The organism is Qipengyuania mesophila (assembly GCF_019711655.1).
GTDB lineage: Bacteria > Pseudomonadota > Alphaproteobacteria > Sphingomonadales > Sphingomonadaceae > Qipengyuania > Qipengyuania mesophila.
This window is the reverse complement of the sequence record NZ_JAIGNU010000001.1, coordinates 174,378-186,153: the sequence shown is the minus strand read 5'-3', so window position 1 is coordinate 186,153 and position 11,776 is coordinate 174,378. Positions and strand designations below refer to the sequence as shown.

Sequence of the window (11,776 nt, the reverse complement as noted above, 5' to 3'; positions counted from 1 at the left end):
GCCTCAGGCCGCCTTGGCGGGCGCCAGATAGTCGAGCAGCGTCGCCAGCGTGTCCTTCAGGTCGTGCCGGTGGACGACCATGTCGACCATGCCGTGCTTGTGGAGGTACTCGGCGCGTTGGAATCCGTCGGGCAGCTGTTCGCGGATCGTGTCCTGGATCACGCGCTGGCCGGCGAAGCCGATGAGCGCGCCGGGTTCGGCGATGTGCACGTCGCCGAGCATGGCGTAGCTCGCGGTTACGCCGCCCGTGGTCGGGTCGGTCAGCACGACGATATAGGGCAGCTTGGCCTCCTTCAGGCGGCGCGTCATGACGGTCGCCTTGGGCATCTGCATCAGGCTGAGGATGCCTTCCTGCATGCGCGCACCGCCCGCGGCGGTGACGACGATATAGGGGCAGTGCCGCGTCAGCGCGCGCTCGGCGCCCTGGCAGAAGGCGGTGCCCACCGCCATGCCCATCGATCCGCCCATGAAGCCGAAATCCTGCACGCCGACGACCGCGGGCTTGCCCTCGATCGCGCCCGAACCGACGAGGAAAGCATCCTTGTGCGGGCTCTTGGCGCGCGCCTTCTTCAGGCGATCGGTGTATTTCGCGGTGTCGCGGAACTTCAGCGGGTCTTCCTTCACATCGGGGATGGGGAGGACCTCGTAGCCTTCGTCGAGCAGCTGGCGCAGGCGCTCGTCGGCACCGATGCGGCCGTGGTGGCCGCAGCGCGGGCAGACGAAGGAGTTCTCCTCGTATTCCTGCGCGAAAACCATCTGCTGGCAGCTGGGGCACTTGACCCACAGATCCTTGTCGGTGCTGCGCTTGGACAGCGAGGTGATCGAATTGCGGACGCGGGTGAACCAGTTCATGCGGCGGCCTATAGTCCCAATTTCAGGCGATGACAGCCCCCTCCCGCCTGCGGGATGGGGGGAATTAGCGGGCGGCGTGAACGGCCTGCGACAGGGCCGAGGTCAGCTCGCGGAGCTTCGCCGGGGCATCCGCCCCATGCTGTGCCACGAGCTCGACCAGCGCCGAGCCCACGACCACGCCATCCGCCACGCGCGCGATCTCTCCCGCCTGCTCGGGCGTACGCACGCCGAAGCCGACCGCGACGGGAATGTCGGTCGCGGCCTTGATCCGGGTGACATTGGCCTCGATCGATTCGATCGCCGCCTGCTGCATGCCGGTGATGCCCGCGACCGCGACGTAATAGAGAAAGCCCTGGCTGCCTTCGATCACGGCGGGCAGGCGCTTGTCGTCGGTGGTGGGCGTGGCGAGGCGGATCGGGGCGATCTCGGCATCGCGCAAGGCCGGGCCGAGCGCATCGTCCTCCTCGGGCGGAATGTCGACGCAGATGACGCCGTCAACGCCCGCGTCCTTCGCGGCCGAGGCGAACCATTCGGGCCCGCGCCGGACCATCGGATTGGCATAGCCCATCAGCACCAGCGGAACCTCGGGGTGGCGCTGGCGGAAGCCGGTCGCGATGCTCAGGACATCGGCCGTGGTCGTGCCCGCGCCGAGCGAGCGGATATTGGCCTTCTGGATCGCGGGGCCATCGGCCATCGGATCGGTAAAGGGCATGCCCAGCTCGATCACGTCCGCGCCGCCTTCGACCAGCGCGTCGAGATTGGCCGCGGTATCGCCGTCGCCCGCGGTGAGGAAGCACACGAGCGCGGGGTGGGGTTTGGCGAAGGCTGCGGAGAGGCGATTCGGGGTGTTCATGAGGTCAGGTTCGTTCATCTAACTCGGCAGAAGTCTGAGACATGGACCGGGTGTTACACTGTCCAAGGGCAAAAAAGCTGAGGGGGTGCAAGTGGGCTGCTTTCGGTCCGGAGGCAGGAAGAAGGGCGACGGTTCATGCAAGAGTCTTGGCACGGACACGACCGTGTAGGACAGGCGCTTATTGAAGTGGTCAGTCATCTAGCACTTTCGTGAACATGCCTATCAAAGCGAAGATTACCGTCATAGCTACCGCCCACCAAAAGTAGCGGTTCATATTTTCCATATCGCCTGAAGCGGATTGGCCAAGGATCCGAAAGCCGAAGAACAGCGGAAAACCAATCACAAGCCAGAACAAGCCAATCTTGGGTCGAAACGGAACCTCACGTCCCCAAATCCGCACGGTCTTTGTTCGACCCTTCGACTTGTTAGCCTGTTTACGCTTACCTGGCCGTTTGCGGCGGTGGCTCAAAGCACCACTCTCAGTTTTTCCATCAAATCATCGTCACCCCGGCCCCCGAGCCGGGGTCGGGCTGCTTTGAGCGTTGCGCGGAAAGAAGCACCACCCCGGATCAAGTCCGGGGTGACGATGGTGGTGGGGTGGGGCTTGGCAAAGGCGCTGGCCAGGCGATCACGCACGACGCTTGCGTTCCCAATTTTCGACAACGCCAAGCGCAAGTCCGAAGAGGAGCGAGATAAGGATAGCGGTGTTTCGGATGAACTCTGCGTCGGCTCGATTAGTGAAAGCCCATGCCCAAATGGCTATGACGAGACAGACAGCAACTGCTGCTGCAAAGATGTGTCCAAGCAATCTCACATCTCCACCCCAAGCTTCTCAGCCACGGTGAAGATGTCCTTGTCGCCGCGTCCGCAAAGGTTGGCGAGGATCACGCTGTCCTTGGGCATTTCCTTCGCGCGCTTGGCCACGGCCGCGATGGCGTGGCTGGGTTCGAGCGCGGGGATAATGCCTTCGGTGCGGCAAAGCAGCTGGAACGCCTCGAGCGCCTCGTCGTCGGTGACCGCGGTGTATTCGACGCGTTCCATGTCCTTGAGCCAGGCATGTTCGGGGCCGATGCCGGGGTAGTCGAGCCCGGCGCTGATCGAGTGGCCCTCGGTGATCTGGCCGTCCTCGTCCTGCAGAAGATAGGTCTTGTTGCCGTGGAGCACGCCGGGGAAGCCGCCGAGCAGCGAGGCGGCGTGCTGGTCGCCATCGAGGCCGTAGCCCGCCGCCTCGACGCCGAGCATCTTCACGTCGGGATCGTCGAGGAAGGGGTGGAACAGGCCGAGCGCGTTCGATCCGCCGCCGATGGCCGCGACCAGCAGGTCGGGGAGGCGACCGATGCGGTCCTGCATCTGCTGGCGCGCTTCCTTGCCGATCACGCTCTGGAAGTCGCGGACGAGCTCCGGGTAGGGATGCGGGCCCGCCGCGGTGCCGATGATGTAGAAGGTGTCGTGGACATTCGCGACCCAGTCGCGCAGCCCCTCGTTCATCGCGTCCTTGAGCGTTGCCGCGCCGCTGGTGACGGGGACCACCTCGGCGCCGAGCAGCTTCATGCGGAACACATTGGGCTGCTGCCGCGCGACGTCGGTCGCGCCCATGTAGATGACGCAGGGCAGGCCGAAGCGCGCGCAGACGGTGGCGGTGGCGACGCCGTGCTGGCCGGCGCCGGTCTCGGCAATGATGCGCGTCTTGCCCATGCGCATGGCGAGCAGGATTTGCCCGATGCAATTGTTGATCTTGTGCGCGCCGGTGTGATTGAGCTCGTCGCGCTTGAACCACACCTGCGCCCCGCCGAGCGCCTCGGTCAGCCGCTCGGCGAAATAGAGCGGGCTGGGGCGGCCGACGTAATGTTCGAGCAGATCGTCGAACTGGCGCTGGAATTCGGGATCGGCCTGCGCCTTGCGGTATTCGCGCTCGAGATCGAGAACGAGCGGCATCAGCGTCTCGGCGACATAGCGACCGCCGTAATCGCCGAAATGGCCGCGCTCGTCGGGCTGGTTGCGGAAGGAGTTTGGGGCGTCTTGGGTCATGAGCGCCGCGCTTCGCACCGTGCCGGGGCGTTGTCCAGAAAGCTCTGCTGACAGGCCGCAAAAAGCATCTCACCAGCTTTCCGATGATTATTCGAGCAAAGCAGCGGGCGCATCAACCGTTAATGTTCATGAAAGTATGTGTGATCTTTCAGTAACAATATGTTGATGCAACGCATCAGTCGCAAATGCGCATATTGAAATTGTTGTCTACCGCTTCCAATATATGCGTCAGAGGCCGCGCATGTGCGGCCTCGATTTCAAAGGAAGACAAGAATGCGTAAGATTGCTCTGCTTGGTGCAGTTGCAGCCGTTGCCGCTGCCGTTCCCGCATCGGCCAACGAGGCCCGCGTCGAAGCCCGCGGCGGCATTGCCTGGGCGAATGGTGTCGAAGAAGCCGTCGCTGGCGTCGCCACCGGTTATGATTTCGATCTCGGGACCGGTGCATTTGCCGGGGTCGAAGCTTCGGCCGACAAGATCCTTGCCGATGGTGCGGACGTCGTGTTCGGCGTGACCGCTCGTGCGGGTGCCAAGATCGGCGACGCGGGCAAGCTCTATGCGACCGCCGGCTACAGCTTCAATGATGGCGACGCGTTCCATGCCGGTGCAGGCTACCAGCACAAGCTGGGCGACTCGACCTATGTGAAGGTCGAATACCGCCACTTCTTCGACGAGATCGTCGATGTGAACACCGCGGCGATCGGCTTCGGCCTGACCTTCTAAGCGAAGGCGCTACGGCAAATTCGGGGGCGGTCCTGCGGGGCCGCCTCTTTTTTGCGCCTTCTATGCGCGGACCGCGGCGCAGAACCCGGCGATCTTGTCCGAATCCTTGATGCCCGGCGCGCTTTCGACACCGCTCGACGTATCGACCAGCGGTGCGCCCGTGGCTTCGATCGCATCGCGCACATTGGCGGCTGAGAGCCCTCCGGCGAGGCCCCAAGGCAGTGCCATGCGCAGGCCTGCCAGCAGCGACCAGTCGAATCGCAGGCCCAGGCCGCCGGGCAGCGTTGCATCCTTCGGCGTCTTGGCATCGAACAGGATGAGGTCGGCGGCCGCGCGATAGGCGTCGGCGCGCGCGACGTCGGCGGCATTGCTGACCGGGATCACCTTCCACACCGGCAGGCCGAAGCGCGAACGCAGCGCAGCGCAGCGTTCGGGCGCTTCCTCGCCATGGAGCTGGATCGCATCGAGCCGGCCGGCTGCGACGGCCTCCCGCAGCAGACTGTCGTCGGGATCGACGAAGACGCCAACCTTGCCGATCGTCGATCCCGCCCGAGCAGCGAGCGCCGCTGCCGCGGCCATGTCGACATGGCGCGGGCTGGGCGGGAAGAAGTTGAAGCCGACATACTCGGCCCGCGCCGCGAGCACCGCGTCGAGCGTGTCGGGGGTCGAAATCCCGCAGATCTTGATCCGGGCATTGGCCATGGGCGCGTCCTAGGCCCCGGTCAGCGGCTTTTCCAGCACCACGAAGCGGAGCGGCGGGTCGCGCAGCACGGGGAAGGGGCGCGTCTCGCCGGTCCTGCGATAGCCGCGCCGCTCGTACCAGGCGATCAGCACCTCGCGCTGGGTGATGACCGTCATCTCCATCGCGGCGAGGCCCGACGAGCGCGCATCATTTTCAGCCGCATCGAGGAGTGTCCGTCCAAGGCCTGCCGACTGACGCTGCGGATCGACACAGAAGGTGCCGAGATAGCCGAGCGTGTCGTCCTTCCGCGTAACCGCGACGCAGCCCGTCAGTCTGCCGTCGTCGCCCCGCGCGACGAGCAGGCTGACCGCCGGATCGGCGAGCATCGTCTCGATTTCAGCGAGCGAGATGCGCTCGTCGTCGAGGATGTCGGCTTCGTGATTCCAGCCCTGCCGCGCGCTGTCGCCGCGATAGGCGCGCTCCACCAGCAGCTTGAGGGGTTCGGCGTCGGCGGGTTTCGCCGCCTCGATTTGCGTCAAAGCGTCGCCTCGATCTGGCGCGCGGCCTTGGCGGGATCCTCGGCGCGGCTGATCGGGCGGCCGATCACGAGCACGCTGGCGCCATCGTCGCGCGCCTGGCGCGGGGTGACTACGCGCTTCTGGTCGCCTGCAGCGCTGCCGGCTGGGCGCAGGCCGGGAACGACGAAGAACCCGTCCTTCCACTGGTCGTGCACCGCCTTCACCTCCTGGCCCGAGCAGACGATGCCGTCGAGCCCCGCCTCGCGCGAAAGCTCGGCAAGCCGCATCACGTGATCGTGCGCTCTGCCTTCGATTCCGGTGCGCTGGAGATCGCGATCATCCATGCTGGTGAGCATGGTGACGCCGACGACGCGGGTGTTCTCGCCCGCCGCCGCCTTGGCATCCTCGAGCATGGCGCGCCCGCCGCTGGCATGGACCGTGACGATGCTCGGTTCGAGCACGTGGATCGCCTGCATCGCGCCGGCGACCGTGTTGGGAATGTCGTAGAGCTTGAGGTCGAGGAAGATCGGCAGGCCCAGCTGGCCGATCATATGGACCCCGTGCGCGCCGTGCGCGCAAAAGAACTCGAGCCCCAGCTTGATCCCGCCGACATGGCCCTTGACCTTTTTCGCAAGGTCGAGCCCGTCGCGCAGGTGAGGGACGTCGAGGGCGAGATAGATCGGATTGGTCATGCGGGTTGCGAAGGCTCGGTTGCGACCGGATTGTCCGGCTCGGGAGGGGTTTCCGTGGCTGACTCCGGCTCGGCGGGCGCGGGTGCGGGCGGTGGCGTGGCGAGTCGCGTGGTGGCGGTCTCCAACGCGTTGATCCGGCGCGTGGCGCGCCACTTGCTGGTGCGGTGGATCAGCCACATCGGCACCAGCCCGAGCAGGAAGGAGACGATCACCAGCGCCGGCAGCTTGGTTTCGAGCACGAGGTTCGACCATATCTGCACTTCGACCGGCTTCCAGTTGAAGAAACTGAAGGCGAGCAGCGAAAACAGCAGCAGGACCCAGACGATGGTGCGCACGATCTGCATGAAGGCTACCCCCTCTTTTTGTATCCTATGACGCAATGCTAGGCCGCCGCGTGGCGCGCGTCTAGCCGAAGACCCGCGCGAAGATCGTGTCGACGTGCTTGAAGTGATACTCGAGGTCGAATTTCTCCTCGAGCTGTTCGACCGACAACGCCGCGGTGACTTCCTCGTCCTGCTTGAGCAGGTCGAGCAGCATCAGCCTTCCGTCCGATTCCCACACCTTCATCGCATTGCGCTGGACCAGGCGATAGGCGTCCTCGCGGCTCACCCCGGCCTGCGTCAGCGCCAGCAGCACGCGCTGCGAATGGATCAGCCCGCCCATGCGGTCCATGTTGGCCTGCATCCGCTCGGGATAGACAAGCAGCTTGTCGACCACGCCGGTCAGCCGCGCGAGGGCAAAATCGAGTGTAATGCAGGCATCGGGCCCGATGAAGCGCTCTACAGAGGAGTGCGAAATGTCGCGTTCGTGCCACAGCGCCACGTTTTCGAGCGCGGGCAGGGCATAGGCGCGGATCATGCGCGCCTGGCCGGTCAGGTTCTCGGTCAGGATCGGATTGCGCTTGTGCGGCATCGCGCTCGACCCCTTCTGGCCCGGCGAGAAGTATTCCTCCGCCTCGAGCACCTCGGTGCGCTGAAGGTGGCGGACCTCCACCGCGAGCCGCTCGATAGAACCGGCAATGACCGCCAGCGTGGAGAAGAACATCGCGTGGCGATCGCGCGGGATGACCTGCGTCGAGACCGGCTCGACCGACAGGCCGAGCTTCTCGGCGACATGTTCCTCGACCCGCGGGTCGATATTGGCGAAGGTTCCGACCGCGCCCGAAATGGCGCAGGTGGCGATTTCTGCGCGCGCGGCGACCAGTCGCGTCTTGCAGCGATCGAATTCTGCATAGGCCTGCGCGAGCTTGAGGCCGAAGGTCACCGGCTCGGCGTGGATGCCGTGGCTGCGGCCGATTGTGGGCGTGAACTTGTGTTCTTCCGCGCGCCGCCTGATCGCCGCCAGCAGCGCATCGAGATCGGCGAGCAGGATATCGGCCGAGCGAGCGAGCTGCACCGCCAGCGTGGTATCGAGCACGTCGCTGGAGGTCATGCCCTGATGCATGAAGCGCGCCTGGTCGCCAACGTTTTCGGCGACCCAGGTGAGGAAGGCGATGACGTCGTGCTTGGTCACCGCCTCGATCGCGTCGATCGCCTCGACGTCGATCTTGGGGTCGGTCGCCCACCAGTCCCACAGCGCCTTGGCCGCGCTCTCCGGCACCACGCCCAGTTCGCCGAGCTTCTCGGTCGCATGCGCCTCGATCTCGAACCAGATGCGGTACTTGGCCTCGGGCTCCCACAGGGCGGTCATTTCGGGACGGGCGTAGCGGGGGACCATGGCGGGCGAGACTCCGGTTCGATTGCAGCGGGAACGTGGCGCTGCCGCTAGGCGGGGGAAGGGCAAACCGCAACCCCCCGAGGGTGGCGAAGCGAGGGTGGCGGAAATGCCCCGGCTGCGACGAACTGTTCACGAATAGCGATATTCTGTTTGCGTTGACGCACTTCCCAATTACTCTCTGCATCCGATTTCACTTGGGGGATTTAGTTTTGAGAGCCGTTTATCTTGGCGCGGTCGCACCGCTCGCCATTCTCGCTGCGCCGGCATGGGCGGGCGACGCCGTGGTTTTCGCAGATGCGCCCGAATGGGTCGTGCCGGCCGATTTCGACGCCGCGGTGGAAGAAGACGAGGAAATCGTGCTGTTCGACCGGCAGTTGAGGCTCGAAGACGGGGTCGTTCGTCGGTTCACCGATATCGCCTACGCCGTGCGCAATTCGGAAATCCTCTCCCAGCTGGGAACGCTCCAGTTCGGCTGGCTGCCCGACAAGGGCGATCTTGCGGTCCACCGGATCGAGATCGTGCGTGACGGGAAGGTCATCGATCTCCTCGCCGACGGGATCGGCCATGAGGTCATCCGGCGCGAGACCGAACTGGAACGGCGCACGGTCAACGGCGCGCTGACCGCACTGTTCAAGATTCCCGGACTCAAGGTCGGAGACATCCTGCGCTTCTCCAGCACCACGACCAATCGCGACCAGGCGCTCGCCGGCGCGATGCAGGCGACCGAAGGGCTCACCCCCAAGCCCACGCGGCTGGGATATGGTCGGTTGCGCATGTCGTGGCCTCAGGATTCGGGCGTTTCCTACGCCATGCTGGGCCAGGCCCCCGAACCGAGCGTGAGCGATGCCAAGGGCTATCGTACGGTCGAGCTGATCCTGCCGATCGAAAAGCTCGAGGAGATGCCCGAGGATGCGCCCGCGCGTTTCAAGGTGCCGCCGGCGCTGATGGCCGGGAGCTTCGCCACCTGGGGCGATGTCGCGGCGGTCATGGCGCCGCATTACGCCGTCGAGAACACGATCGAGCCCGGCAGCACGCTGGCAAAGGAGGTCGACCGCATTCGCGCCGCCACCCCCGACCCGCTCGAGCGTGCGGCGCTGGCGCTGCGGACGGTGCAGGACGAGATCAACTATCTGCTCAACGGCATGGACGGGGGCAATTACCTGCCCCAGTCGCCGATGGAGACCTGGGCGCTTGGCTATGGCGATTGCAAGGCCAAGTCGGTGCTGCTGCTGGCCATACTGCACAAGCTCGACATCGAGGCCGAGGCCATGCTGGTCAATTCGAAGAACGGCGACGCGGTCCAGCAATGGAAGCCGCTGCCCGGGGCCTTCGACCATGTCGTGGTTCGCGCGACGATCGACGGGACCGAGTACTGGCTCGACGGGACCTCGGCGGGGTCGCGCCTCGCGACGATCCGCGAAGTGCCCAATTTCGGCTACGCCCTGCCGCTCCGCGCCAGCGGGGCGGATCTGGTCAAGCTCGAGCAGCGCTGGCCGGGCTATGCCGATCGCACGATGCGGGTAACCTATGACCTTTCCCGCGGTGTCGACTTGCCGGCGGTCTACGATCTCGATGTCGAGACGCGCGGGGTTCTGGCAGCACGCATGGAAGCCCAGGCCAGTGCGACCGATCCCAAGGAAGTGCTGGGTCATGCGCAAAAGTTCACCGACGACCTGTTCGACGGTTTCGTCTACGAAGCCTCCTACAGCTACGATCCGGAATCGGGGATCGGGCATTTGCGCGCGAAGGGTGTGCTGAGCGAGGCCTTCGCCCTCGACCGCGATATCGCGACCCACAAGATCTACACCGCAACGACCAACTGGAGTTTCGATCCCGACCGCGCACGTGCCGCCTGGCGCGACATTCCCTACCGTGTCACAGGACCGATGACCTCGGTCGAGGAGGCGACCTATCGCCTGCCCGATGACGGGAAGGGCGCGACGATCAGCGGATCGGGTGATCTCGCCGAGCGGATGGTCGCGGGAACGCGCTTCGAGCGCTCGCTGACCTTCGACGACGGCGTGGTCCGCGTGACCGATTCGGCCAGCTACATTCCTGGCGAGATTGCAGCGGCCGACATCCCCGCCACCAAGGCGGCGATGCGCGCCATGAACAGCGCCGACCCCGAAATTCGCATCTCCGCGCCGCGCCGCGTGTGGGAACTTTCGGACAAGGAAGTCGCCCAGCGCGTGAAGGGCTTGATCGCGCCGGCGAACAATCTGGTCGATCTGTGGCCGGACGAAGGCAATTTCCTCATGCTGCGCAGCGCGCTCAAGACGCTGGGTCGCGACTATCCGGGAGCGCTCGTCGATATAGACAAGGCGATCGCACTAGAAGGCTCGGCAGCAGCCTATACCGGTCGCGCCGATATCCTGACCCGTATGGGTCGGTTCGACGATGCGGTCGCGGCCACGCGCACGGCTTTCGAACTTACCGGAGACCTTTCCGACGCCACTGCCTATGCCCACGCGCTGGCGCTCGACGGCCGGGCGGAAGAGGGGCTGGAACTGCTCGACTCGATAGACGTGAGTGGTGAAGACCGTTCGACCGTGGCGCAAATCTTCGCCGAGATCGCCGGAACCACCGATCGCAGCGACGAGGGCTGGGCCATGCTCGCCGAGGCGCTGTCCGAGCGCCCGGGCGACGATGCCCTGCTCAATTCGCAGTGCTGGTTCGTGGGGACCTGGAACTACCATCTCGATGATGGCGCAGAGCTGTGTGATCGCGCGGTCAAGGCCGCCAGCTACAGCGCGGCTGCGCTCGACAGTCGGGCGCTGGTGTTCCATCGGCTCGGACGCGAGGAGGAAGCGCTGGCGGATCTCGATGCCGCGCTGAAGAAAGAGCCTGCGCAGGCAGCCAGCCGCTATCTGCGCGGCATCATCCGGCTGGGTCGGGGTGAAAGCGAGGGCCGGACCGATATCCTCGAGGCGCTGCGCCTGGCGCCCGATATCGCGGCCCGTTACGAACGCTACGGGATCAGTCCGGCGCGCTGATACCGGCGCTCAGATCAGTCCTTTGGCTCGCAGCGAGACATGGCCCTCGCGACCGATGATCACATGATCGTGGACGGTCACCCCCAGCAGCCGGCCGGCTTCGGCGATGCGGGTGGTGATTGCGATGTCGGCGCGGCTAGGTTCGGGATTACCGCTCGGGTGGTTGTGCACCAGGATGAGGGCGGTGGCCCCGACGTCGAAGGCCTTGCGAATGACCTCGCGCGGATGGATCGCTGCCTCGTCGATCGACCCTTCGCCGAGCAGGTGGTCGAGGATCAGGCGGTTCTGCGCGTTGAGATAGAGCACGCGCACGCGCTCGTGAGCAAGATGCGCCATGTCGATCGCGAGATAATCGAGCAGCGCCTGCCAGCTCCCCAGCACCGGCCGGTCTTGCACCGCACCGCGCGCCATTCGCCGCGCCGCGAGGCTGCAGGCGTGGAGCGCGGCCGCGCTCGCCTCGCCCATGCCCTTGACCTGGCGTAGCGCCTGCGGATCGGCCGCGAGCACGGCGGAGAACGATCCGAAGCGGGCGATCAGCGCCTTGGCCAGCGGCTTGGTGTCGCCCTGCCGGATTGCCGCGAAGAGCAGGAATTCGAGCAGCTCGTAATCGGCCAGCGCCTCCGCACCGCCTGTCAGCAGGCGCTGCCGCAGACGCTCGCGGTGGCCGGCATGCGACCCGCCTGCCGATTTATTTGCATCCCTCGGCAACCAATCCCCCATGC

General features: G+C 65.5%; 12 protein-coding genes. 2 read left to right on the top strand and 10 right to left on the bottom strand.

Going from position 1 to position 11,776, the window contains the following annotated elements; all coding sequences use genetic code 11:
- Positions 1 to 3: 3 nt before the first annotated feature.
- The 4 genes from accD to trpB form a co-directional block, all read right to left on the bottom strand.
- On the bottom strand, positions 4 to 852 hold the full coding sequence (gene accD / locus K3181_RS00920) for an acetyl-CoA carboxylase, carboxyltransferase subunit beta (RefSeq protein ID WP_221599946.1): 849 nt from the start codon (positions 850 to 852) through the stop codon (positions 4 to 6).
- A 64-nt stretch (positions 853 to 916) separates the two neighbouring features.
- A complete protein-coding gene (trpA, locus tag K3181_RS00915; protein WP_221599944.1) occupies positions 917 to 1,705 on the bottom strand; it encodes a tryptophan synthase subunit alpha in 789 nt (262 codons plus the stop codon).
- Positions 1,706 to 1,895: 190 nt separating this feature from the next.
- A complete protein-coding gene (locus K3181_RS00910; protein WP_221599942.1) occupies positions 1,896 to 2,174 on the bottom strand; it encodes a hypothetical protein in 279 nt (92 codons plus the stop codon).
- 341 nt (positions 2,175 to 2,515) lie between these two features.
- Positions 2,516 to 3,733: a tryptophan synthase subunit beta gene (gene trpB / locus K3181_RS00905; protein WP_221599940.1), complete on the bottom strand. Its 1,218-nt coding sequence runs from the start codon at positions 3,731 to 3,733 to the stop codon at positions 2,516 to 2,518.
- 273 nt (positions 3,734 to 4,006) lie between these two features.
- On the opposite strand from trpB, the gene K3181_RS00900 reads away from it, so the two are divergent.
- Complete coding sequence (locus tag K3181_RS00900) at positions 4,007 to 4,453, top strand: outer membrane protein (protein WP_221599938.1); 447 nt, start codon at positions 4,007 to 4,009, stop codon at positions 4,451 to 4,453.
- A 60-nt stretch (positions 4,454 to 4,513) separates the two neighbouring features.
- Here K3181_RS00900 and K3181_RS00895 read toward each other — a convergent pair whose 3' ends face one another.
- From K3181_RS00895 to purB, 5 genes are all read right to left on the bottom strand, one after another.
- The gene (locus K3181_RS00895; protein WP_221599936.1) at positions 4,514 to 5,155 is read right to left on the bottom strand and encodes a phosphoribosylanthranilate isomerase; all 642 of its coding nucleotides are present in this window, start codon (positions 5,153 to 5,155) and stop codon (positions 4,514 to 4,516) included.
- Positions 5,156 to 5,164: 9 nt separating this feature from the next.
- On the bottom strand, positions 5,165 to 5,674 hold the full coding sequence (locus tag K3181_RS00890) for a GNAT family N-acetyltransferase (protein WP_247714818.1): 510 nt from the start codon (positions 5,672 to 5,674) through the stop codon (positions 5,165 to 5,167).
- Positions 5,671 to 6,345 carry an orotidine-5'-phosphate decarboxylase gene (gene pyrF / locus K3181_RS00885; protein WP_221599934.1) on the bottom strand — a complete coding sequence of 225 codons (675 nt, stop codon included), beginning with the start codon at positions 6,343 to 6,345 and terminating at the stop codon, positions 5,671 to 5,673. Before pyrF ends, K3181_RS00890 begins: the two co-directional genes overlap by 4 nt.
- Positions 6,342 to 6,689: a DUF1049 domain-containing protein gene (locus K3181_RS00880; RefSeq protein WP_221599931.1), complete on the bottom strand. Its 348-nt coding sequence runs from the start codon at positions 6,687 to 6,689 to the stop codon at positions 6,342 to 6,344. The genes pyrF and K3181_RS00880 overlap by 4 nt, the downstream gene beginning before the upstream one ends.
- Positions 6,690 to 6,750: 61 nt before the next feature.
- Positions 6,751 to 8,061, bottom strand: coding sequence for an adenylosuccinate lyase (purB, locus tag K3181_RS00875; RefSeq protein WP_221599929.1), 1,311 nt, complete (start codon positions 8,059 to 8,061; stop codon positions 6,751 to 6,753).
- 209 nt (positions 8,062 to 8,270) lie between these two features.
- Here purB and K3181_RS00870 point away from each other — a divergent pair, with 209 nt between their 5' ends.
- Positions 8,271 to 11,054, top strand: a complete 2,784-nt coding sequence (locus K3181_RS00870) for a DUF3857 domain-containing protein (protein WP_221599927.1) — start codon at positions 8,271 to 8,273, stop codon at positions 11,052 to 11,054.
- A gap of 9 nt (positions 11,055 to 11,063) precedes the next feature.
- Here K3181_RS00870 and radC read toward each other — a convergent pair whose 3' ends face one another.
- Entirely contained in the window at positions 11,064 to 11,774 is a 711-nt protein-coding gene (gene radC, locus K3181_RS00865; RefSeq protein ID WP_221602776.1) for a RadC family protein, read from the bottom strand.
- Positions 11,775 to 11,776: the final 2 nt, after the last annotated feature.